The 22,712-nt window shown below is 56.4% G+C and carries 20 protein-coding genes; 10 read left to right on the plus strand and 10 right to left on the minus strand.

What is annotated here, in order from left to right; translation table 11 throughout:
- Positions 1–4: 4 nt before the first annotated feature.
- Together aaeA and aaeX are read right to left on the minus strand one after the other, a co-directional pair.
- Entirely contained in the window at positions 5–937 is a 933-nt protein-coding gene (aaeA, locus tag AB8818_RS12845) for a p-hydroxybenzoic acid efflux pump subunit AaeA (RefSeq protein ID WP_028014599.1), read from the minus strand.
- 7 nt (positions 938–944) lie between these two features.
- The gene (aaeX, locus tag AB8818_RS12850) at positions 945–1,148 is read right to left on the minus strand and encodes a p-hydroxybenzoic acid efflux pump operon protein AaeX (protein ID WP_003860416.1); all 204 of its coding nucleotides are present in this window, start codon (positions 1,146–1,148) and stop codon (positions 945–947) included.
- 179 nt (positions 1,149–1,327) lie between these two features.
- Between aaeX and aaeR the strand changes: the two genes are divergently transcribed.
- The gene (aaeR, locus tag AB8818_RS12855; RefSeq protein ID WP_116343535.1) at positions 1,328–2,254 is read left to right on the plus strand and encodes an HTH-type transcriptional activator AaeR; all 927 of its coding nucleotides are present in this window, start codon (positions 1,328–1,330) and stop codon (positions 2,252–2,254) included.
- Positions 2,255–2,361: 107 nt separating this feature from the next.
- Here aaeR and tldD read toward each other — a convergent pair whose 3' ends face one another.
- The 8 genes from tldD to csrD all read right to left on the minus strand — a co-directional run bounded on the left by tldD (position 2,362) and on the right by csrD (position 14,626).
- Positions 2,362–3,807: a metalloprotease TldD gene (tldD, locus tag AB8818_RS12860; RefSeq protein WP_192983839.1), complete on the minus strand. Its 1,446-nt coding sequence runs from the start codon at positions 3,805–3,807 to the stop codon at positions 2,362–2,364.
- An 84-nt stretch (positions 3,808–3,891) separates the two neighbouring features.
- Complete coding sequence (gene yhdP / locus AB8818_RS12865; RefSeq protein WP_192983836.1) at positions 3,892–7,689, minus strand: AsmA2 domain-containing protein YhdP; 3,798 nt, start codon at positions 7,687–7,689, stop codon at positions 3,892–3,894.
- 42 nt (positions 7,690–7,731) lie between these two features.
- On the minus strand, positions 7,732–9,201 hold the full coding sequence (rng, locus tag AB8818_RS12870) for a ribonuclease G (protein ID WP_008502847.1): 1,470 nt from the start codon (positions 9,199–9,201) through the stop codon (positions 7,732–7,734).
- The gene (locus AB8818_RS12875) at positions 9,191–9,784 is read right to left on the minus strand and encodes a nucleoside triphosphate pyrophosphatase (RefSeq protein ID WP_116343538.1); all 594 of its coding nucleotides are present in this window, start codon (positions 9,782–9,784) and stop codon (positions 9,191–9,193) included. The genes rng and AB8818_RS12875 overlap by 11 nt, the downstream gene beginning before the upstream one ends.
- A 9-nt stretch (positions 9,785–9,793) precedes the next feature.
- On the minus strand, positions 9,794–10,282 hold the full coding sequence (mreD, locus tag AB8818_RS12880; protein WP_008502849.1) for a rod shape-determining protein MreD: 489 nt from the start codon (positions 10,280–10,282) through the stop codon (positions 9,794–9,796).
- Positions 10,282–11,298 carry a rod shape-determining protein MreC gene (gene mreC / locus AB8818_RS12885; protein ID WP_032650442.1) on the minus strand — a complete coding sequence of 339 codons (1,017 nt, stop codon included), beginning with the start codon at positions 11,296–11,298 and terminating at the stop codon, positions 10,282–10,284. Before mreC ends, mreD begins: the two co-directional genes overlap by 1 nt.
- A gap of 61 nt (positions 11,299–11,359) precedes the next feature.
- A complete protein-coding gene (gene mreB / locus AB8818_RS12890; RefSeq protein ID WP_000913396.1) occupies positions 11,360–12,403 on the minus strand; it encodes a rod shape-determining protein MreB in 1,044 nt (347 codons plus the stop codon).
- Between the two features lie 282 nt (positions 12,404–12,685).
- Positions 12,686–14,626 carry an RNase E specificity factor CsrD gene (csrD, locus tag AB8818_RS12895; protein ID WP_192983834.1) on the minus strand — a complete coding sequence of 647 codons (1,941 nt, stop codon included), beginning with the start codon at positions 14,624–14,626 and terminating at the stop codon, positions 12,686–12,688.
- A gap of 182 nt (positions 14,627–14,808) precedes the next feature.
- Here csrD and AB8818_RS12900 point away from each other — a divergent pair, with 182 nt between their 5' ends.
- The 9 genes from AB8818_RS12900 to prmA all read left to right on the plus strand — a co-directional run bounded on the left by AB8818_RS12900 (position 14,809) and on the right by prmA (position 22,680).
- Complete coding sequence (locus tag AB8818_RS12900) at positions 14,809–15,783, plus strand: MDR family oxidoreductase (RefSeq protein ID WP_163329767.1); 975 nt, start codon at positions 14,809–14,811, stop codon at positions 15,781–15,783.
- A gap of 77 nt (positions 15,784–15,860) precedes the next feature.
- On the plus strand, positions 15,861–16,862 hold the full coding sequence (gene msrP / locus AB8818_RS12905; protein ID WP_116343541.1) for a protein-methionine-sulfoxide reductase catalytic subunit MsrP: 1,002 nt from the start codon (positions 15,861–15,863) through the stop codon (positions 16,860–16,862).
- Positions 16,863–17,462: a protein-methionine-sulfoxide reductase heme-binding subunit MsrQ gene (msrQ, locus tag AB8818_RS12910; protein WP_192983831.1), complete on the plus strand. Its 600-nt coding sequence runs from the start codon at positions 16,863–16,865 to the stop codon at positions 17,460–17,462.
- A 234-nt stretch (positions 17,463–17,696) separates the two neighbouring features.
- Positions 17,697–18,149, plus strand: a complete 453-nt coding sequence (gene aroQ / locus AB8818_RS12915; protein WP_116343543.1) for a type II 3-dehydroquinate dehydratase — start codon at positions 17,697–17,699, stop codon at positions 18,147–18,149.
- 21 nt (positions 18,150–18,170) lie between these two features.
- The gene (gene accB, locus AB8818_RS12920; protein ID WP_008502856.1) at positions 18,171–18,635 is read left to right on the plus strand and encodes an acetyl-CoA carboxylase biotin carboxyl carrier protein; all 465 of its coding nucleotides are present in this window, start codon (positions 18,171–18,173) and stop codon (positions 18,633–18,635) included.
- A gap of 10 nt (positions 18,636–18,645) precedes the next feature.
- Positions 18,646–19,995, plus strand: a complete 1,350-nt coding sequence (gene accC / locus AB8818_RS12925; protein WP_003860388.1) for an acetyl-CoA carboxylase biotin carboxylase subunit — start codon at positions 18,646–18,648, stop codon at positions 19,993–19,995.
- Between the two features lie 108 nt (positions 19,996–20,103).
- The gene (locus AB8818_RS12930; RefSeq protein ID WP_116343544.1) at positions 20,104–20,346 is read left to right on the plus strand and encodes a YhdT family protein; all 243 of its coding nucleotides are present in this window, start codon (positions 20,104–20,106) and stop codon (positions 20,344–20,346) included.
- Positions 20,336–21,787, plus strand: a complete 1,452-nt coding sequence (gene panF / locus AB8818_RS12935) for a sodium/pantothenate symporter (RefSeq protein ID WP_192983905.1) — start codon at positions 20,336–20,338, stop codon at positions 21,785–21,787. Before AB8818_RS12930 ends, panF begins: the two co-directional genes overlap by 11 nt.
- Before the next feature lie 11 nt (positions 21,788–21,798).
- Positions 21,799–22,680 (plus strand): 50S ribosomal protein L11 methyltransferase, encoded by an 882-nt coding sequence (prmA, locus tag AB8818_RS12940; protein ID WP_116343546.1) that lies wholly within the window; start codon positions 21,799–21,801, stop codon positions 22,678–22,680.
- Positions 22,681–22,712 lie beyond the last annotated feature (32 nt).

The following is a 22,712-nucleotide window of genomic DNA, read 5'->3' on the forward strand; positions in this document are numbered from 1 at the left end:
GCGATTAACCAAACTCGCGCAGGCGGTGGGCAATTTTACGGAAGAGCGAATCCTGGCTGGCATCCCGATCTTTTTCGCCGGTGATCACCACCGTCGCGGTAGTGCCCGCTGGCCACAAGTTGCCCTGCTGTTCATCCAGATGAATACGTACCGGCACGCGCTGTGCCAGACGCACCCACTCCAGGTTGGAGTCCACCGTCGCCATCCCTTTGGCATCGTTAGAGCTGCTGGAGTTGGTTACCCCTGCGGCAACGCTGTCGACGGTGCCCTTAAAGACGCGGTTGCTGCCAAGCGGCGTAACTTCAGCCCGGTAACCCGGACGAACCCCCTCCAGCTTGGTCTCTTCCATATAGGCGAGCACGTAGAAGGAGTTCTGCTTAACCAGCGCCACGGCGGTTGAGCCGCGGGTAATGAACTCCCCGGCATAAACGTTGAGGTTGGTCACCCAGCCATCGGCTGGTGCGCGGATCACGGTACGCTCCAGGTCCAGCTTCGCCAGATCGCGCGTTGCCTGCGCTTTCGCCAACTGGTGCAGCACGGTTTGCAGCACGTTGTTGGACTGGTCTATCTCTTCGCGGGACATGGCCTGTACGCCCAGCTGGTTACGACGACCCGCCTCGCGGCGTTTCTCAGCGGCCAGCGCCTGGTAATAGGCCACGTCGGCTTCCGCTTCCTCCAGCGCTTTCTGGTAGCGAGGCTGGTCGATGGTGAACAGGACCTGATCTTTTTTCACGAGCTGGTTATCGTGAACGTTGACCGCCGTGATAAGACCGGCCACGTCAGGGGCTATTGCCACCACGTCGGCGCTGAAGCGTGCATCACGCGTCCACGGTGATTCGGTGTAGTAGACCCAGGCACGGAAAATAGCGATGAAGGCGAGGATAACCAGCGCCATTGTGATGGCAGTGCGGGAGATTTTTCTTGTTAGCGTTTTCACATCAACCTCAGACAAACATGCGCGATATCAGGTAAAACAGGCAGCAATACAGCGCGGTATTGAACAATGCAGGGTGCCAGACAAAATCGTAGATCCCGGTAGGGACCAGCACCTTGCGCACCAGCCAGAAGATCGCCAGTGATAAAAGAAGCTCGAAAAATATCGGTGGGAACGACAGACCGAACACCACGATAACGGGAAACAGACTCATGTTAACCTTGATAAGAGAGAGTGCAGGCTTCAGAATTTTTTAGCGCACGCCACCGCAGGAGAGCAAGAAACGCCGGGCGAGAATGGCGCAGCCGTTATGTAATTAATAATATATTAACGTAACTGTTATGCTGTTATCTATAATATGTGATCTAAATCACTTTTAAGCTAGAGTGAACAATGGAACGTTTAAAACGCATGTCGGTCTTTGCCAAAGTGGTTGAACTGGGCTCGTTTACCGCCGCAGCACGCCAGCTTCAGATGAGCGTCTCATCCATCAGCCAGACGGTGTCCAAACTGGAAGATGAGCTTCAGGTTAAGCTGCTCAACCGCAGTACCCGCAGCATTGGGCTGACGGAAGCGGGTAAAATTTACTATCAGGGTTGCCGACGCATGATGCATGAAGTGCAGGATGTTCATGAGCAGCTCTATGCCTTCAACAACACCCCCATCGGTACGCTGCGCATCGGGTGTTCTTCAACTATGGCACAAAATGTTCTCGCTGCCATGACGGCAGACATGCTGAAGGAGTATCCAGGCTTAACGGTAAATCTGGTGACGGGCATTCCCGCGCCGGACCTGATTGCCGACGGGCTGGACGTGGTGATCCGCGTCGGCGCGCTGCAGGATTCCAGCCTGTTCTCGCGCAGGCTGGGCAGCATGCCGATGGTCGTCTGCGCCTCGAAAAGCTATCTGGCGCAGTACGGCGTCCCGGAGAAACCCGCCGATCTCACCAACCACTCGTGGCTGGAGTACAGCGTGCGGCCCGATAATGAATTTGAGCTGATTGCACCGGAAGGGATCTCTACCAAACTGCTGCCGGAAGGACGGTTTGTTACTAATGATCCGATGACCATTTCGCGCTGGCTGGTGGCCGGTGCCGGGATCGCCTACGTGCCGTTAATGTGGGTGATCAACGAGATCAACAGTGGCGTGCTGGAGATCCTCTTCCCGCGCTACCAGTCCGATCCGCGTCCGGTGTACGCCCTGTATACCGAAAAAGACAAACTCCCGCTCAAGGTACAGGTGTGTATTAACTATCTGACCGAGTATTTTGTGGACGTGGCGGAGCTGTTTCAGGGGATGCGGGGAAGAAGGAAAGAGTAGGTCTTTCCCCTCACCCTAACCCTCTCCCCAACGGGGAGAGGGGACTGCTCCGTGCGGTCTTTTCTCCCTCGCCCCTTTGGGGAGAGGGCCGGGGTGAGGGGGGGGAATTACGCCGTGCCGCCCACCGTCAGGTTGTCCACTTTCAGCGTTGGCTGGCCCACGCCAACCGGCAGGCTCTGGCCCTCTTTACCGCAGACGCCCACGCCGTTATCCAGCTTCAGATCGTTGCCGACCATGGAGATCTGCTGCATGGCTTCAATACCGGAGCCAATCAGCGTCGCACCTTTGACCGCTTTGGTCACTTTTCCTTTCTCGATCAGATACGCTTCTGACGTGGAGAAAACAAACTTACCGGAGGTGATGTCCACCTGGCCGCCGCCAAAGTTTGGCGCAAAGATACCGTAGTCCACGGATTCGATAATCTCCTGCGGTGTGGATTTGCCCGGCAACATATAGGTGTTGGTCATGCGCGGCATCGGCAGGTGCGCGTAGGATTCACGACGGCCGTTACCCGTTGGCGCTACGCCCATCAGGCGCGCGTTGAGTTTGTCCTGCATATAGCCTTTCAGCACGCCGTTTTCGATCAGCACGTTGTACTGCCCTGGCGTACCTTCATCGTCGATAGCCACCGAGCCGCGACGATCGCGCATGGTACCATCATCCACCACGGTGCAAAGCTCAGAGGAGACGAGCTGCCCGATCTGGCCGCTGAACACGGACGTTCCGCGACGGTTAAAATCGCCTTCCAGACCGTGGCCCACCGCCTCGTGCAGCAGCACGCCCGGCCAGCCTGCGCCCAGCACCACCGGGAATGAGCCCGCCGGTGCCGCGACGGCATTCAGATTCACCAGCGCCATGCGCACGGCTTCTTTCGCCCACGTGTCGGCGCGAGCTTCACCGTCAACGTCGCCCAGGAACCAGTCATAGCCGAAACGACCGCCGCCGCCGCTTGAGCCGCGCTCGCGTTTGCCGTCGTCATCGACCTGCACGCTGATTGAAAGACGCACCAGCGGACGCACATCGGCCGCGAGCGTACCGTCCGTTGCCGCCACCAGAATCAGTTCATACACACCGCTCAGGCTGGCGGAGACTTCTTGTACGCGTTTGTCGGCGGCACGCGCCACTTTGTCCACGCGGCGCAGAATGTCCAGCTTCTCTTCGCGGCTCATGCTCTGCAGCGGATCGATGCTGGTATAGAGCGCAGAGTGCTGCACTTCACCCAGGGTTTTCACGCGACCGTCGCCGGCATCGCGCACAATGGTACGCGCGGCCTGCGCGCTCTGCTCAAGCGCGGCCAGGCTTATCTGGTCGGCATAAGCAAAACCGGTTTTTTCGCCGCTCACGGCACGCACGCCGACGCCCTGGTCGATGTTGTAAGAGCCATCTTTGATGATGCTGTCTTCTAAAACCCAGGATTCGTGATAGCTCGACTGGAAATAAAGGTCGCCGTAGTCGAGACGGCGTTCGGTCAGTTGACCAAGAATGGAGAACAGGTCCTGATGGCTCAGGCCGTTCGCTGCGAGCAAATGTTCACTTACCAGGTTCAGACTCATCGTATTGCTACTCGTTCGTTGCCGCCCGTGGCGGTATAAAGATCGTATTTATTGAGAGTGAGGCAATTACCTGCCCACGTCAAATCATTGCTGTGCATCTTTGCGCGGCTGGCGCAGCACCTCGTTAATCTGCGGTTTATCGACCGGACCGGTAATGCGGTAGCGCAAAATGGAGACCTTGCTCCACAGCGGCCCCAGCACTTTACTGGCGGCAAACACCGCCGCACCGACAATCGGGTTCACCACAAAGGCCGCCGCCACGCCAACGCTCGCGGAAATTTCCGGCGCCACCACGGCTTCCATATCCAGCTCGCGACGCACGAGGTTGACCGAGCCCTTCATGGCGATATCCGCTTCAAGGCCATCCACCAGCGTGTCGTCCGTGTGCAGAACGCCGTCCTTGATCCACGCCGTACTTCTGATGGAATCGTAGTAGAAGCCTTCGCTGAAGGTGTCGCTAAAATCAAAGCGCAGCTTGCGCAGCAGCGCATCAAAACTCAGCAGGCGCAGGATCTGTCCGGCGCGCCCCGTGCTCACGTCGGCGATTTCGCCTTTGCCAAAGTGTGTTTTCAGAATGCCGTTCAGTGACGCTTCGTCCGGCTTCCAGGGGGCATCACGCCAGTGAAGATCGTAATTGATGTTAAATGACGAACCGCGCAGCGGCGTGCTGATGCCAAAGAAGTTGGCTGCCGCATCCAGCTTGTTGCCTTTAATGTCACCCTTCAGGGACGTTCGCTGCTCGCCCGGGTTATTCACCCATTCCCCGCCCGCCGTCATGCGGCCAAAGCCAGTGTCGATCAATCCACCGGAGAGCTTGAGCGTATTCCCCTGGATGGCAAAATCACCGTCGATACGGCCGTACTTTTGCCCCCACAACCAGCACTCCGCGCAGCGCAGCTGCACATCGGGCCAGCCGCTAAAATCGACGCGGGAAGTATTACTCAGCGGCGAGGCATTCGCCGGTTTATCTTTACCCGCGGCGGCCGGGTTGTAATAGAGATAGCGAATCGCTGCCTGCCACGGCGCGTTGTTGCGCATGGTCAGCGTGCCGTTGATCTCCCGGCCCTGTGCCTCCACTTTTGAGCCGTTAGCGGTTGGCTGAGAGACAATGCTCAGGTTGTTCCATTGCTGTCCGCCCAGCATCAGCGACGGCGTGCGTACGGTAATGGTCTGCGGGAACTGGGCGGCCTCATCAACGTTTTGCCCAACGCCTTTCTGGAACAGCGCCAGCCACTCCGCGCCGTCCATCGGCGGGAGGTTAAGCTCAACGCCCGCATGCTCAGGCAACGGCGGCGTGGTTTTGCTGTCCGTCGTCCAGATGGCTTTGTCGAGGGTGAGCTTGCGGTTAAGCAGCCAGCGGCTGTTGAAGTGGTTTGTTCCGCCCGCGCTTCCGGTCAGCGCGAAGCTGTCCAGATTGCCATCCACGTTAAGCTTCACCGGCAGCGACTGTCCGGCCTGTTTATCCAGCGGCGCAGGCAGCTGGCTTTGAATATTCTTCAGGTCACCCGTAATGTCGACCTTATACTGTGCCCCCGCGTGATAAGGCAGATCGATTGCCACTTTGCCCTGCCAGGCGACCGCGCCCGCCACTGACGCCTCAATCGGCTTCGGCAGGACCTCCATACGCGACGGCTGCCAGTTGCCGTCCAGATTGACGGCCACCTGATAAGCCTTTTGCCCCTCGGCTGTCGAGAAGTCGATATTCACGGGCTGATTAAACCAGCTGGCGGTAAGCGGCTCGCTTTTCAAATTACCGTTCACAAAGCTGAACTGTCCGCTGAGGTTTTTGAGGGTGCTATCAAGCGGTTTAATGTACAGGCTGTTGTTCTTCAGCCGGACGTCACCTTTGGCGGTGGTCATCTCACCGTCCAGCGGGATATCAAGATGTAAGCGAGCATTCACATCGCCATCGAGCTGGAGCTGCTGAAGGGTCGCCGCCAGCGACTCTTTCAGTGGCGTCTCCTCAAAGTACGGTCCCACCGCTTTCCCCGGGCCGTTGATGTCGGCATCAATCAGCAGCTTCTCTTTTGAGTAGTCCGGGATGTTGGCCGTCAGGTTGCTGGCCGTCACGCCGCCCAGCGCCACGCTGTCGGACTTCATCCATAGTCCGTCGTTGAGGAAGTTAAGCTCGATATCCAGGTTTTTCAGCGCGGGCCAGCCCGGCTGGAACGCGAAGGTCGCGTTATGCAGCGGCACCAGCACCTGAAACTGGCCTTCATTATGTTTGTACGGGAAAAGATGCGGGTTACCGCCGTAGACCAGCGTGGCATTGTCCGCCTGACCGCCCTGAATTGCGCCGCTCAGATAGTCGACCAGCGCCTTACCCATCAGGTTTTCCGGGAAGTATCGCCAGGCCTGAGAGCCGTCATCGGTGCTGATCCCGGCCAGAATGCCCAGCCACGGCTCATCACCTTCAGGCTGCAGATAGCGGAAATCGCCGCGCGCGTGAACCGCTTTGGCTTTCACATCGATATGGCGGCCATCAAGCTGGAAACCTTTGTCGTTACGTAGCCAGTTAAGCACAGCGCTGCCCTGTTCAATTTCCAGCGGCGCGCGGAAGACCGTCTCGTAAGGCATTTTGGCGTTGTGCATATTGGCCGTCAGCCTGCCGTTATCCACGCTGCCTTCCAGCTTGCCGCTGAAATGCTCCGCACCCGGTAGCATCTTCCACTGCTTCCAGGCAAGGTCTTTCCAGGATGCCTGGAAACGGGTTTTTTCCGTCGCCTGGAGCGGGATATCCAGCGCCAGAGAATCAATATTTCCGCTCGGCTGCGTCGCCAGCCAGATCTCGCCCAGGTCCGGAGAGAGTTTTGCGGCCATCGAGCGCAAGCCTTCAATGGCCGCCAGATCCAGGTTACTGGCGCGGATGCGCAGCTCATCGCTGCGTTTGCTGGCCGCGCCGCCCACGTCCTGCTCTGGCATCCAGGCCAGCGTCAGCGCACCGCGCGGCCACGGCTTGCCGTCCATCGTGATACGCGTATCGGGGATGGCAAACTGCCAGCCCTCTTTCTCCTGCGTCACGTGCGCGGTGAGGTTATCGACGGAAAGCTGATGCTGCTGTTTTTCGCCCTTCCAGCTCGCGCCCCCCTGCTTCAGCCAGATATCGCCGCTGGCAAATTTCCCTTTCGTCAGGGTCATCCAGCCCTCAAGGCTGAAACGGGCGGTTTCCAGCTGCATATTTTGCTGTAACCAGTCGCCGAGCCAGGGCTTCACGTCCACATCGTCGGCCTGCAGCCAGACTTTACCGTTGTTTAGCAGGCCATCATCGTCCCGCAGGTCCATACGCACCTGCATGACGCCGTGCTGGCCATTCAGGCTGGAAAGGTTGACCTGCCCTTCGGCGCGGTGTCGATCCTTGCCATTAAGCCAGGTCAGCTGCGGGATCGCCAGTTCGGCGCGCTGGCCAGAAAGGGTAATAAAGCTCACTTCGCTGTCGCGCAGATCGAAATGATCGAACTGGCGGAGGAAGAGATCGCTGAAGCGGTTGGCTTCCAGGCCCTGATTGTTATCACCGCCCGTCAGCGGCGTATTGGTCAGAAACTGGAGTTGATAAAAGGTGAGATCGCGAAACTGCCAGCGCAGATGCAGCAGGCTTTGCCAGACGTCCAGCGCCAGGGTGACGCGTTTGATTTTCAGATAACCGCCGTCTTTCAGGCTTGCGTTGATATCCCGGACATCGAGCGTCGGGCCAAAATTCTGCCAGCTGGCGCTGACCTGGCTTACGTCCACCGGCACGCCGGTGGTGGATTCGATTTTCGCCAGCAGCTGCGGACGCCAGCTGTCCAGATGCGGTAAAACGAGGCGTAGCCCGCTCACGAGCAACGCGACAATCACGACCAGCGTTGCCCCTGTAAGCAATAAAATCCCCGGCAATCGCCTCACGCATCTCTCCTTGTCAGCTTTCGTCACGCAGCGAACTGCGTTTTACATCATTACGACGTCAAACTGCTCCTGGTTATAGAGCGGTTCAATTTGTACTTTTACCTGTTTGCCGACAAAGATTTCCACTTCCGCCAGCGCGTGCGACTCTTCGCCTTTCAGCGCTTCAGCCACCGCAGGGGAAGCATAGACCAGAAAACGATCGGAGTCGTAGGCATGATGCACACGGACGATTTCACGCATAATTTCGTAGCAGACGGTCTCAACCGTCTTTACCGTTCCGCGTCCATGGCAGGTTGGGCATTCATTACACAGCACATGCTCAACGCTTTCACGGGTACGCTTGCGCGTCATTTCTACCAGCCCCAGCTGTGAGAAACCGTTGATGCTGGTCTTAACGCGATCTTTACTCAGCGCCTGCTCCAGCGAGTGCAGCACGCGACGGCGATGGTCTTCATTACTCATATCGATAAAGTCGATGATGATAATGCCGCCGAGGTTGCGCAGACGAAGCTGGCGCGCAATTGCCTGCGTGGCTTCGATGTTGGTGTTGAAGATGGTGTCATCCAGATTGCGATGGCCGACAAACGCACCGGTGTTGATATCAACGGTGGTCATCGCTTCGGTCTGATCGATGATCAGGTACCCGCCGGACTTCAGTTCGACCTTTCGCTCCAGGGCGCGCTGGATCTCGTTCTCGACGTCATAGAGATCGAAGATCGGCTGACGCCCGGTGTAATGCTCCAGCAGGCCCGGCATTTCCGGGATGTATTCAGCGGTAAACTCCAGCAGCGCTTCATACGTCAGGCGAGAGTCCACGCGGATGCGGTCGAGCTGCGCATCGGCAAAGTCACGCAGCACGCGCTGCGCAAGCGCCAGTTCACCATAGAGCTGGTAGCGGGTCTGGTTGCGTTTTTTACGCTCCATCACTTTGGTCCAGACGCGCTTCAGGTAAGCCGCATCCGACGCCAGGTCTTCTTCGCTGATCCCTTCTGCGGCAGTGCGGATAATAAACCCGCCCTGTTCATCGCAGTAGGCGCTGACCACTTTCTTCAGACGCTCGCGCTCGCTTTCGCTCTCAATACGCTGCGAAACACCCACGTGCGACGCGCCAGGCATAAAGACCAGATAGCGGGAAGGTAAGGTGATGTCGGTGGTCAGACGGGCACCTTTGGTACCGAGGGGATCTTTCACCACCTGCACCATCAGATCCTGTCCCTGACGCACCAGTTCAGAAATATCGCGCACGGCAAACTGCTTTTGCTCTTCGCCCGCGACGCACTCGGTGTGCGGCATGATGTCGGAGGCATGTAAAAATGCCGCCTTATCCAGTCCAATATCTACAAAAGCCGCCTGCATACCCGGCAGTACACGACTGACACGACCTTTGTAGATATTGCCTACTATTCCGCGCCGCGCTTCACGCTCAATATGAATTTCCTGAAGAATGCCACCGTCAATATAGGCCACACGGGTTTCCGATGGCGTTACGTTTACCAACAATTCAGCCGTCATAATTATCCCTTCCCTCACGCAGTGAGTTAAAATTACTCAGCAACTCATACGTTTCCACCAGCGGTAAGCCGACTACGGCGTGATAGCTGCCATTAATCTTCCTGACAAAACAGCCACCCAGCCCCTGAATACCGTATGCACCTGCTTTATCCATCGGTTCACCGCTGGCGATATAAGCGGCGATCTCGTCGTCGGTTAGCACTCTGAACGTGACATCCGTAACCACCAGGCAATCCAGCACGTGCTGGCTGTCCGCCAGCGCGACGGCTGTCATCACCTGATGCGTTTGTCCGGACATTTTGCGCAGCATGCGCGCCGCATCGGCTGCGTCATGCGGTTTCTCAAGGACTTCACCGTTAAGGATAACGATGGTATCTGCTCCCAGCACGGGCAGATCGCGCGGCACGCAGGCCACGCCCGCCTGCGCTTTCTCGCGTGCCAGGCGAGACACGTACTGCTGAGCACTTTCGCCCTCAGCACGTTTTTCTTCAATGCCGGTCACGATGCGTTCAAAAGAGACCCCTAACTGCGTCAGGAGTTCCTGACGGCGCGGGGAGCCGGAAGCAAGATACAGAGACGTCATAGAAACCTTTTATTGCACAGCAAACTGCTGGCGAACCTTACGCATCAGCAGGAATAGCCACGGCCAGAGCACACCGTTTACTACACTACTCCAGAACACTTCCGGTCGGAAAGAGACGTTGATCACTAAAAACTCTGCCCAGAAAACAACGATATCCGCAGCAAGCGACAACAGCATCACGACCAGGGCCTGTTGCCAGAGCGCGAGGTTACGAAAGAGCTGGAATTTCAGTGCGACGAGGTACGCAATAATGCTCATGGACAGGGCGCGCACGCCCAGCGTAGAGCCACTAATGAGATCCAGTATGGCACCCATCACAAAACCCGTGCCGACATTTACGCGGTGCGGCAGGGCAAGGATCCAGTAAAGCAAAATGAGCAAGACCCAGTTTGGCCGGAAAACGAGAATGTTATCCGGCCAGGGCATAATCTGCAGCAACAGTGCGATGAGGAACGAGAGCCAGATGACCCAGCGTCCCTGGCTACGATAACTTGCCACTACTGCCCTCCCGAAGAGAGTTTAGGCGGTGGCGGCGCGTCCGGCAGCGGCTGCGTTAAACCGGTTGCCGGCGCGGGCACTGGCGCAGGCGGCCCCATAGAGTCCGCTGGCGGGAGAACTTGCGGCATCATCTGCATCAGGCGCTCGTTCGCCACGCGATGCACCTCTTCAGGCGTCATCGGATTAGCACCGTTACGATCGGCGCCCCAGAGCAGCAGCAGGTAGCGCAGACGCTGTAAACCGGCGGTTGGACGGGCCTGAATCACGGTGTACGCACGCTGAGTATCCAGCTTAACCGAAGAGACCACCGCAACCGGGTAGCCCTCAGGGAAGCGTCCACCCAGACCGGACGTCACCAGCACGTCGCCGACACGGATGTCCGTGTTAGCCGGCAGGTGTTCCAGCTGCAGATCGTCCGTGCAGCCGTTACCGGCCGCAATCACGCGGATATCGTTACGCAGGACCTGGATCGGCAGTGCGTGCGTGGCGTCACAAATCAGCAGCACGCGGCTGGTCAGTTTGGCGACGGCAACAACCTGGCCTACTACGCCCTTATCACTGATGACGGGCTGACCTTCATACACCCCGTTCACGCTCCCTTTGTCGATCACAACCTGATCGCTGTAGGGGTCGTTCACGGTGGAGATCACCTGGGTAACCATCTTCTGCTCGTCCTGACGCAGCGGCGAGCCGAGCAGTTCACGCAGACGCGCGTTTTCCTGCTTGTATTGCCCCAGCATCAGCAGTTCGCTGTTTTTCAGCAGCAGTTCCTGGCGTAATGCCCGGTTTTCAAGTTCGAGCTGGTCTCGTGAAGACAACGTTTGAGAAACGGAGTCGAGCAGTTCACGGGGACCATTTGATATAAAGTAGAAAGGACTGACGGCGGTATCCATGTACGTTCGGATCTGGCTGAACGTACCGAGGCGGCTATCGGCAATAATGACGCCAAGCGCAACCAGAACCGCCAGAATGAGGCGAAACTGTAGCGATGGGCCACGGCTAAAAATTGGCTTCATAGGCTATGCGTATTCTCGTGTCAGAGAGAAAGGGTAGCGATTCGCTACCCTTTCACCATGACTACTCTTCGCTGAACAAGTCGCCGCCGTGCATGTCGATCATTTCCAGCGCCTTGCCACCACCACGGGCGACGCAAGTCAGTGGATCTTCTGCAACTACGACAGGAATACCTGTCTCTTCCATTAACAGGCGGTCGAGGTTACGCAGCAGCGCACCACCACCGGTCAGAACCATACCGCGCTCGGAGATATCGGACGCCAGCTCTGGTGGACACTGCTCCAGCGCAACCATTACCGCGCTCACGATGCCCGTCAGTGGTTCCTGCAGTGCTTCCAGAATTTCGTTGGAGTTCAGGGTAAAACCGCGTGGCACACCTTCCGCCAGGTTACGACCACGTACTTCGATCTCACGCACTTCATCGCCCGGATACGCAGAGCCGATTTCGTGTTTGATACGCTCTGCGGTGGCTTCACCGATCAGAGAGCCGTAGTTACGGCGCACATAATTAATGATGGCTTCATCGAAGCGGTCACCACCGATACGTACGGAAGAGGAGTACACCACGCCGTTCAGAGAGATCACGGCCACTTCAGTGGTACCGCCACCGATATCCACCACCATAGAACCGGTAGCTTCGGAAACAGGCAGGCCAGCACCGATGGCCGCAGCCATTGGCTCTTCAATCAGGAACACTTCACGTGCACCTGCCCCCTGGGCAGATTCACGGATTGCGCGACGTTCTACCTGGGTTGCGCCAACCGGCACACACACCAGAACACGCGGGCTTGGGCGCATGAAGCTGTTGCTGTGAACCTGCTTGATGAAGTGCTGAAGCATTTTTTCAGTCACGAAGAAATCAGCGATAACGCCGTCTTTCATTGGGCGAATGGCGGCGATGTTGCCAGGGGTACGACCCAGCATCTGCTTCGCGTCATGACCCACTGCGGCCACGCTTTTCGGCGAGCCTGCACGATCCTGACGAATGGCCACAACAGAAGGCTCATTCAATACGATGCCTTGTCCTTTTACATAAATAAGGGTATTCGCGGTACCCAGGTCAATGGACAGGTCATTGGAAAACATGCCACGAAATTTTTTCAACATACTAAGGGATAATCCTGAAAGCTGGGGCGGAAAACAAAATCCGCTTACTTTACCAACCACACGCAGCAGCGACAAGGCGCAAAAATCATCTGCAACGGTGAAAATTTGTGCAGTACGTTTCCTGATGTTACAAATTCATCCCCTGACTCCCTCAGGGCTGAGTAAACAGTCGTGTTCCTCACTGGCATTTGTAACCCGTTAAAGGTCGTTCACTGGCTTTTTGCTCGACATACTCAAAGCTACAGGCGCGATATTCTACGTGAAAACAACGTAAACGGCAGGTCAAACAGAGTATCTTTGCAAATATTTTTTCACGTTGGTGTCAAGCGGCTGAGAGGCGGCAAAAAAATCGCCCTGACCGCCCGTCACCCCGCGCTCTGTTAACATCTGCCATTCGCCTCTGGAGCGCACGCCTGCGGCAAATACCTGTGTTCGTGTTCCCTTGCACGCTTCAACCAAACTCTGAACCAGCAGCTGGTTTTCCGTGCGCTTTTCAATATTTCTTACCAGCCCCGGATGTAGCTTTAATAGCTCCACATCCAGCTCCTTGATCCAGTTGGTACTAACCAGCGTTAAACCAGCCTGCGTTACCGCGACACGCGCACCGAGCGCGTTGATCAAACGGACCACTGGACGCAACCGGCTGATGTGTTGACCTACATCCGCCTCAGCAAGTTCAAAAATAATGTGTTTGCGTTGCGATTTTTCGCATTGCATTAATGTATCACGCAGCCAGCGCTGAAAACGCGGACGTATTAATGACTCAACGGTGACCTGTAACGCCAGATTCTCTTCCGGCCAGAATGATAAAAACGGAATCAAGCGTGTAATTTGCTGGCGGTCATACTCTTCGGAGAGCCCAAATTGCAGCACCATTGGCAGATATTCCGCAGAAATAACCTCTTCCGTCCCGTCGAAAATACGGCACATCAATTCCCGGTGATGGACATAGCCGTTTTTCATGACCGCCGGTTTTTGATATATACGTGGCCCACCACGACTCAGCATTTGCTCAATCAACGTACGCCAGCGCACGTTTCCGCGGCCTTTTTCTGGCAGCGAATCATCATAGACAGCCCATCCGTTCGCCCCCTGTAGCACGGCGTTGCGGGTGGCCGCTTCCGCATGCTCCATCACCTGTTCTGTCGACTGTCCGCCGCGCCAGGCGCAGATCCCCATATGGACCATATCGTCTCTGTCGAGCATTTTGCTCTGCGGCAGCGCGTCGACGGCCTTCAGCAGCTGGCTGGCAATACTTTCTGATTCCTTCAGCGTGCGGTGCGGCAGCAATACGGCAAAATCGCTGCGGTGGTAGCGGGCCAGCAGAGCCCCCGGGTAGCGCAGAATAAAGGTGGAGAGCAGGTTGATCAGCGTAAAGAGATTTTCTTCCGCCGCCCGCTGCCCCCATGTGTCGCGCAGCAGATCGAAATCAGGCAGGCGAATCATCATCACCACCCCGTGCGTGCCCACTTTCTCCGGGTCGTCGAGCAGCGTGGCGAGTTGGTTGTCAAAGAAAAGGCGGTTGTTAAGGCCGGTTTTATTATCCTGCGCGGCATAAGAGCGGATCAGCGTATCCATACGGCTGCGCTGGTCGCTGGCAAACTGGATTTCTGAGAGCAGCGTATCCAGCGCGCTGCTGGCGCGTGACGGCCATTCATGGACCGAGCCGCGAACCTGCGGGCCGCGTTCACCGTTCAGGATACGTACGGAGCGGATCTCCAGCAGTTCCTGACCAGAGAGCTGGCGGCGCAGCCAGCGGACCGCGAGGAAAATCAGCAAAATAATGAAGGCGACGGCGACAGTGAGCGGCGCGGTGGTCATCATGGAACGGAAATAGCTGGCCATCGGATCAAGGTAGACCATGCGTATGGTCATACCCGGATTTTTGAGGGAGTGCACCGTCACTTCCCGATACTGGCTCACCACACCCGCAGGTCGATAGCTGTCCTGCCGTTCATGGCTTAAAACCGGATGCTTTCCCTGCTGAATGTCGATCTGGATAATATCAACCGGCACCATCAACTCATCCAGCTCCCGGGAAAGCTCAGGAAGTGGAGTGGTCAACAGACGCGTATCAATGACCGACGCAACGGACTGCACCCGGTTGACCAGTTTGTCCTGAATGGCGTTATAAAAGCTCAGAGAGCAACCAAGAAGCGTGACAAAGATGGTAAGCCCCGTCAGCAGGGTGATAAAAGCCGAGAACTTCGTCGTTAATCGCATCCTTGAGATTACTCCGTGGGTTGATGGGGTAGCGAGTAAGCGCTAACTTGCATTTCAAATGCGGCATACTACCAAACCTGGCGTATCTGGCAATTTATTGCGTTAAATCGGCATTGCTTTACCCTGAGCGAGTATAGTCTTCAGGAACTATTTTCCAATCATCTGAGCCGTGAGGACCCCGTATGCAGGCTTTAATCTTAGAACAGCAGGACGGCAAAACGCTTGCCTCAGTACAGGCCGTAGAAGAGACTCGCCTGCCGGAAGGCGAAGTTACCGTCGACATCGACTGGTCCAGTTTAAATTATAAAGATGCGCTGGCGATCACCGGTAAGGGTAAAATCATCCGAAATTTCCCTATGGTGCCGGGTATTGATTTTGCTGGCCGGGTTCATAGCAGCGAAGATCCCCGTTTCCATGCGGGCCAGCAGGTGCTGCTCACCGGCTGGGGCGTGGGCGAAAATCACTGGGGCGGCCTGGCAACGCAGGCGCGCGTGAAGGGTGACTGGCTGGTGCCCATGCCGAAAGGCATGGATGGCCGCAAAGCGATGATCGTCGGTACCGCAGGCTTTACTGCCATGCTGTGCGTGATGGCGCTGGAAGAGGCGGGTGTTCGCCCTGAGTCAGGTGAAATTGTTGTGACCGGGGCCAGCGGTGGCGTGGGGAGCACGGCGGTCACGCTGCTGCACAAGCTGGGTTATCAGGTTGCGGCGGTGTCCGGCCGTGAAAGCACGCATGATTATCTGCGTCAGCTCGGTGCCAGCCGCATTCTTGGCCGCGATGAGTTTGCCGAGACCCGCCCGCTGGAAAAACAGGTCTGGGCAGGCGCGGTCGATACCGTCGGTGATAAGGTGCTGGCAAAAGTCCTGGCGCAGATGAACTACGGCGGCTGCGTGGCAGCCTGCGGCCTGGCGGGCGGATTTGCCCTGCCAACGACCGTGATGCCATTTATTCTGCGTAATGTCCGCCTGCAGGGCGTGGATTCCGTGATGACGCCTGCGGCTCGCCGTACTGAGGCATGGGAGCGTCTGGTGCGCGATTTGCCGGAATCTTTCTATACGCAGAGCGCCACCGAAATTACGCTCAGCCAGGCACCTGAATATGCCAGTAAGATTATGGATAACCAGTTCCATGGTCGCGCGCTGGTGAAAATCGCCTAATCTTCAAATTTTCGTGACATATTCGCGCGAATCCTTCTCCTCCGTCATGCTTAGGAAAACGCATGATGGAGGATGCCATGAAAAATCGAAAACTGACGGAAGCCGACGTAACGTCTGAGTCTGTCTTTATGCTACAGCGCCGCCAGATCCTGAAAATGCTTGGCATCAGCGCCACCGCCCTGACGCTCTCTCCAGCGGCACACGCCGATCTGCTCGACTGGTTTAAAGGCAACGATCGCCCGAAGGCTCCTTCCGGCGCCCCGCTTACCTTCACCAAACCCGAGCAATGGCAGAACAAACTCGCGCTTACGCCGGAAGATAAAGTCACCGGCTACAACAACTTCTACGAATTTGGTCTGGATAAAGCCGATCCTGCCGCCAATGCCGGCAGCATGAAAACCGATCCGTGGACGCTGAAAATCGACGGCGAAGTGGCAAAACCCCTGACGCTGGATCACCACGATCTGACCACACGCTTCCCGCTCGAAGAGCGTATCTATCGCATGCGCTGCGTAGAGGCCTGGTCGATGGTGGTGCCCTGGGTAGGCTTCCCCCTGCATAAGCTGCTGGCGATGGTTGAGCCCACCAGCAACGCAAAATACGTCGCCTTCCAGACGCGCTTCGCCCCGGACGAGATGCCGGGCCAGAAAGACCGGTTCATTGGCGGCGGGCTGGAGTATCCGTATGTAGAAGGGTTACGCCTCGACGAAGCCATGCATCCCCTTACCCTCCTGACCGTCGGCGTTTACGGCAAGGCGCTTCCGCCGCAAAACGGCGCTCCCATCCGTTTAACCGTGCCGTGGAAATACGGTTTCAAAGGGATTAAATCGATCGTCAGCATTAAGCTGACCCGCGAACGTCCGCCAACGACATGGAACCTGGCGGCACCGGGTGAATACGGCTTCTTCGCCAACGTGAACCCGCATGTGGATCATCCCCGCTGGTCGCAGGCGACGGAACGCTTTATCGGCTCCGGCGGTGCGCTGGACGTAAAGCGCCAGCCCACGCTGCTGTTTAACGGCTATGCGGATGAAGTGGCCTCGCTGTACCGTGGCCTCGATTTACGGGAGAACTTCTGAGTGCGATTAACGGCAAAACAGATCGCCTGGCTGAAAGTGCTTCTGCACCTGGCCGGGTTACTTCCTTTTATATGGCTGTTCTGGGCCGCCAGCCAGGGCCTCTTTAGCGCCGAACCGGCAAAAGATATCCAGCATTTTACGGGTCGGATGGCTCTGAAATTTTTGCTGGCTACCTTGCTCGTCTCGCCGCTGGCGCGCTACGCTAAACAGCCACTATTGATACGCACCCGTCGGCTTTTAGGGCTATGGTGTTTTGCCTGGGCGACCCTGCACCTCACCAGCTATGCCTTGCTGGAACTGGGAATTAACAATCTGACACTGCTTGGCCGCGAACTGGTGACTCGACCTTATCTGACGCTGGGTATTGTGAGCTGGGTGATTTTACTGGCGTTAGCGCTGACCTCCACGCAATATGCGCAGCGAAAGCTGGGCCGTCGCTGGCAGCTGCTGCACAACTTCGTCTATCTTGTCGCGATCCTCGCCCCCATTCATTATCTGTGGTCGGTGAAGATCCTCTCTCCGCAGCCGATCCTTTACGCGCTGGCGGCCGTAGCGCTTTTAGCATGGCGTTACAAGAAGTTCCGCCAGTGGTTGCGATAGTTCGCGAAACTGTGCGTTTTCCCGCAGATTACCTCTCAACCGCAAATCTTTTTTGGATTGCGGTTGATAATCTTCCCTGATAAGACCAGTATTTAGCTGCCAAATGCTACGAAATCGTTATAATGTGCGACCTTGGTTCGCCTGACAGCGGTTTTGGGCCTCTGAAAAGGTGACATTTGCGCTTCGACGGTATATTTTGTTTTTTACCCGAGAATCGCAGGAGATAGCGGCATAATGACTGATAAGTTCCATATCTTAGTTTTAAACGGACCGAACCTGAACATGCTCGGCACCCGTGAGCCAGAGAAGTACGGCACGCTGACATTGAGCGAAATTGTTAACCGTCTGAGCACGGAAGCAGAGTCACTGAATGTGGATTTGGATCATTTTCAGTCAAACGCGGAGTACGCAATCATCGACCGTATTCATCAGGCTAAAGACAATGTGGACTATATCCTGATCAATCCGGCCGCGTTTACGCACACCAGTGTTGCTATCCGCGACGCACTGCTCGCGGTGAGTATCCCGTTTATCGAGATCCACCTGAGTAACGTGCACGCCCGAGAGCCGTTCCGCCACCATTCGTATCTGTCGGATATCGCTGCTGGCGTTATCTGCGGACTGGGCGCAGACGGCTATTCATACGCTTTACAGACAGCGGTAAAACGCTTGTCACAATCACACTAAACAAGAGTACGGAACCCACTCATGGATATTCGTAAGATTAAAAAACTGATCGAGCTGGTTGAAGAATCAGGCATCTCCGAACTGGAAATTTCTGAAGGCGAAGAGTCTGTACGCATCAGCCGTGCAGCCCCAGCCGCTAGCTTCCCGGTAATGCAGCAAGCTTACGCTGCGCCAGTGCAGCAGCCTGCGCTTTCCGCAGCCGTTGCGCCAGCAGCAGCTGAAGCCGCACCTGCCGCTGCAGCAGAAATCAGTGGTCACATCGTACGTTCCCCAATGGTTGGTACTTTCTACCGCACCCCGAGCCCGGACGCGAAGGCGTTCATCGAAGTGGGTCAGAAAGTCAACGTAGGCGATACCCTGTGCATCGTTGAAGCGATGAAAATGATGAACCAGATCGAAGCAGACAAATCAGGTACTGTGAAAGCGATTCTGGTCGAAAGTGGTCAGCCGGTTGAATTTGACGAGCCGCTGGTCGTCATCGAGTAACGAGGCGTACATGCTGGATAAAATTGTTATCGCCAACCGCGGCGAGATCGCACTGCGTATTCTTCGTGCCTGTAAAGAACTGGGCATCAAGACCGTCGCTGTGCACTCAAGCGCGGATCGCGATTTAAAACACGTATTGCTGGCGGATGAGACGGTCTGTATTGGCCCGGCTCCGTCCGTAAAAAGCTATCTGAACATCCCGGCTATCATCAGCGCCGCTGAAATCACCGGCGCGGTGGCAATTCATCCGGGTTACGGCTTCCTCTCTGAGAACGCCAACTTTGCTGAGCAGGTCGAACGCTCTGGCTTTATCTTCATTGGCCCGAAAGCCGATACCATCCGCCTGATGGGCGACAAGGTGTCTGCAATCACCGCGATGAAAAAAGCCGGTGTTCCAACCGTACCAGGCTCTGACGGCCCTCTGACCGACGACATGGATGCTAACCGTGCTCATGCTAAGCGCATTGGCTACCCGGTTATCATCAAGGCGTCCGGCGGCGGCGGCGGTCGCGGTATGCGCGTTGTGCGCAGCGATGCTGAACTGGCGCAGTCCATCTCCATGACCAAAGCGGAAGCGAAAGCGGCTTTCAGCAATGACATGGTGTATATGGAAAAATACCTGGAAAACCCACGCCACATCGAAATTCAGGTGCTGGCCGACGGTCAGGGTAACGCGATCTATCTGGCAGAACGTGACTGCTCCATGCAGCGTCGTCACCAGAAAGTGGTCGAAGAAGCGCCAGCGCCGGGCATTACCCCGGAACTGCGTCGCTACATCGGCGAGCGTTGCGCCAAAGCGTGCGTCGATATCGGCTATCGCGGGGCGGGTACCTTTGAGTTCCTGTTCGAAAACGGCGAGTTCTACTTCATTGAAATGAACACCCGTATTCAGGTTGAGCACCCGGTTACCGAAATGATCACCGGCGTTGACCTGATCAAAGAGCAGCTGCGTATCGCTGCAGGCCAGCCGCTGTCCATCAAGCAGGAAGAAGTTGTGGTCAAAGGCCATGCGGTAGAGTGCCGTATCAACGCCGAAGACCCGAACACCTTCCTGCCAAGCCCGGGTAAAATCACGCGTTTCCACGCGCCGGGTGGCTTTGGCGTGCGCTGGGAATCTCATATCTACGCCGGTTACACCGTACCGCCGTACTATGACTCAATGATTGGCAAGCTTATCTGCTACGGTGAAAACCGTGACGTGGCGATTGCCCGCATGAAGAACGCACTGCAGGAATTGATCATCGACGGTATCAAAACCAACGTTGATCTGCAGATGCGTATCATGAGCGACGAGCACTTCCAGAATGGTGGGACGAACATCCACTACCTGGAGAAAAAACTCGGCCTGAACGAGAAGTAAGAGAGCTGTGTTGCTAAAAGGCCGGATTATCCGGCCTTTTTTATTTCTGGGGATCGCAAAGCCCCATCATGTACAATCCCCGCTTTCTGCATCCACAAGGGACTAAAAATGGACAAACGTTTTGTTCAGGCCCATAAAGAAGCGCGCTGGGCGCTGTGGCTGACCCTTCTCTATCTTGCCGCATGGTTAGTAACCGCTTACATACCTGATTCAGCTATCGGCATTACCGGCCTCCCACATTGGTTTGAAATGGCCTGCCTGCTGGTGCCGCTGGTGTTTATCCTGCTGTGCTGGGCGATGGTGAAATTCATCTATCGCGATATTCCGCTGGAGGACGATGATGCAGCTTGAAGTCATTCTGCCGCTTGTCGCATACCTGCTGGTCGTGTTTGGTTTATCCATCTATGCCATGCGTAAAAGAGCGACCGGCGCTTTCCTGAATGAGTATTTCCTCGGCAGCCGTTCGATGGGCGGCGTTGTACTGGCGATGACGCTGACTGCGACCTATATTAGCGCCAGCTCGTTTATTGGCGGCCCCGGTGCGGCCTACAAGTACGGGTTAGGCTGGGTATTGCTGGCTATGATCCAGCTGCCTGCCGTCTGGCTTTCGCTGGGCATACTGGGCAAAAAATTTGCTATTCTGGCGCGCCGTTATAATGCCGTGACGCTCAACGATATGCTCTTTGCCCGCTATCAGAGCCGCTTGCTGGTGTGGCTGGCGAGCTTGAGCCTGCTGGTGGCCTTTATCGGTGCGATGACCGTACAGTTTATCGGCGGAGCACGCCTGCTGGAAACGGCGGCCGGAATCCCTTACGAGACGGGCCTAATTATCTTCGGGGTAAGCATCGCGCTGTATACTGCGTTTGGTGGATTCCGCGCCAGCGTGCTGAACGATACGCTGCAGGGAATGGTTATGCTCATCGGCACGATCGTTCTGCTGGTGGGCATTGTCCATGCCGCGGGTGGACTCACTCACGCGGTGGAAACCCTGGAAGCGATTGACCCGAAACTGGTCTCGCCGCAGGGCGCAGATGATATCCTCTCTCCGACCTTTATGACCTCATTCTGGGTGTTAGTCTGTTTCGGAGTGATTGGTCTGCCGCATACCGCCGTGCGCTGTATCTCCTATAAAGACAGTAAAGCCGTTCACAAGGGCATCATTATCGGGACAATTGTGGTCGCGATCCTGATGTTTGGTATGCATCTGGCGGGGGCATTAGGGCGCGCGGTGATCCCCGATCTTACCGTGCCGGATCTGGTGATCCCGACTCTGATGGTTAAAGTGCTGCCCCCGTTTGCCGCCGGGATCTTCCTCGCCGCACCAATGGCCGCCATTATGTCGACCATCAACGCCCAGTTACTGCAAAGTTCCGCTACGATCATTAAAGATCTCTATCTGAACCTGCGCCCTGAGCAGGTTGAAAATGAACGTCGCCTGAAGCGGATGTCTGCCGTCATTACGCTGGTGTTAGGAGCTTTACTGATGTTAGCCGCATGGCGTCCGCCGGAGATGATCATCTGGCTGAATCTGCTTGCGTTTGGCGGTCTGGAAGCCGTTTTCCTGTGGCCGCTGGTATTGGGTCTTTACTGGGAACGCGCGAACGCTGCAGGCGCGCTGAGCGCAATGATTGTTGGTGGTGTGCTTTATGCCATCCTTGCGACATTTAAGATTCAGTACCTGGGCTTCCATCCGATTGTGCCTTCGTTACTGCTAAGTTTACTGGCGTTCGTGGTGGGGAACCGTTTCGGTCAGCCCGTCCCACAACCCGCTATGATTTCTCCTGATAAATAAAGAGTTTTGCCATGCCGTGGATCCAACTAAAACTGAACACAACCGGCGCGAACGCCGAAGAGCTGAGCGATGCGCTGATGGAGGCAGGCTCCGTCTCCATTACCTTCCAGGACACGCATGACACGCCGGTCTTTGAACCGCTGCCAGGCGAAACGCGCCTGTGGGGCGATACCGACGTGATTGGCCTGTTCGATGCCGAAACCGACATGAAAGAGGTGGTGGCAATTCTGGAAAACCATCCCCTTCTGGGTGCGGGTTTTGTGCATAAAATCGAACAGCTGGAAGACAAAGACTGGGAACGGGAGTGGATGGACAACTTCCACCCGATGCAGTTCGGCAAACGTCTGTGGATCTGCCCAAGCTGGCGCGAGGTTCCCGATGAAAATGCCGTCAATGTGATGCTTGACCCAGGCCTGGCGTTTGGCACCGGTACCCACCCAACCACGTCCCTGTGCCTGCAGTGGCTGGATGGTCTGGATCTGGAAGGTAAGACGGTGATCGACTTCGGCTGCGGTTCCGGGATCCTCGCGATTGCCGCCCTGAAACTGGGCGCGGCGAAAGCCATCGGGATCGATATCGATCCGCAGGCCATTCAGGCCAGCCGCGATAATGCCGAGCGTAACGGCGTCTCCGATCGCCTGGAGCTGTATCTGCCTGATGCGCAGCCAGAAGCCATGAAAGCCGATGTGGTGGTCGCTAACATTCTCGCGGGCCCGCTGCGTGAACTGGCGCCATTAATCAGCGTGCTGCCCGTTGAGGGCGGTATGCTGGGGCTTTCTGGGATCCTGGCAAGCCAGGCGGACAGCGTTTGCGAAGCCTACGCCGATCTTTTCGCTCTCGACCCTGTTGTGGAGAAGGAAGAGTGGTGCCGTATTACCGGTCGTAAAAAATAAGTATTTAGCGTGGTCCTCTGACCACGCCTTTT

The organism is Enterobacter sp. KB-280D8, from assembly GCF_041399405.1.
GTDB lineage: Bacteria > Pseudomonadota > Gammaproteobacteria > Enterobacterales > Enterobacteriaceae > Enterobacter > Enterobacter cloacae_N.

Coding starts and splice junctions, on each gene's coding strand:
- tldD (WP_192983839.1), bottom strand. CDS start 3,807: ATGAGTCTGAACCTGGTAAGTGAACATTTGCTCGCAGCGAACGGCCTG.
- panF (WP_192983905.1), top strand. CDS start 20,336: ATGCAGCTTGAAGTCATTCTGCCGCTTGTCGCATACCTGCTGGTCGTG.
- AB8818_RS12900 (WP_163329767.1), top strand. CDS start 14,809: ATGCAGGCTTTAATCTTAGAACAGCAGGACGGCAAAACGCTTGCCTCA.
- prmA (WP_116343546.1), top strand. CDS start 21,799: ATGCCGTGGATCCAACTAAAACTGAACACAACCGGCGCGAACGCCGAA.
- AB8818_RS12875 (WP_116343538.1), bottom strand. CDS start 9,784: ATGACGTCTCTGTATCTTGCTTCCGGCTCCCCGCGCCGTCAGGAACTC.
- csrD (WP_192983834.1), bottom strand. CDS start 14,626: ATGCGATTAACGACGAAGTTCTCGGCTTTTATCACCCTGCTGACGGGG.
- accB (WP_008502856.1), top strand. CDS start 18,171: ATGGATATTCGTAAGATTAAAAAACTGATCGAGCTGGTTGAAGAATCA.
- msrP (WP_116343541.1), top strand. CDS start 15,861: ATGAAAAATCGAAAACTGACGGAAGCCGACGTAACGTCTGAGTCTGTC.
- mreC (WP_032650442.1), bottom strand. CDS start 11,298: ATGAAGCCAATTTTTAGCCGTGGCCCATCGCTACAGTTTCGCCTCATT.
- aroQ (WP_116343543.1), top strand. CDS start 17,697: ATGACTGATAAGTTCCATATCTTAGTTTTAAACGGACCGAACCTGAAC.
- aaeR (WP_116343535.1), top strand. CDS start 1,328: ATGGAACGTTTAAAACGCATGTCGGTCTTTGCCAAAGTGGTTGAACTG.
- accC (WP_003860388.1), top strand. CDS start 18,646: ATGCTGGATAAAATTGTTATCGCCAACCGCGGCGAGATCGCACTGCGT.
- aaeX (WP_003860416.1), bottom strand. CDS start 1,148: ATGAGTCTGTTTCCCGTTATCGTGGTGTTCGGTCTGTCGTTCCCACCG.
- mreB (WP_000913396.1), bottom strand. CDS start 12,403: ATGTTGAAAAAATTTCGTGGCATGTTTTCCAATGACCTGTCCATTGAC.
- rng (WP_008502847.1), bottom strand. CDS start 9,201: ATGACGGCTGAATTGTTGGTAAACGTAACGCCATCGGAAACCCGTGTG.
- AB8818_RS12930 (WP_116343544.1), top strand. CDS start 20,104: ATGGACAAACGTTTTGTTCAGGCCCATAAAGAAGCGCGCTGGGCGCTG.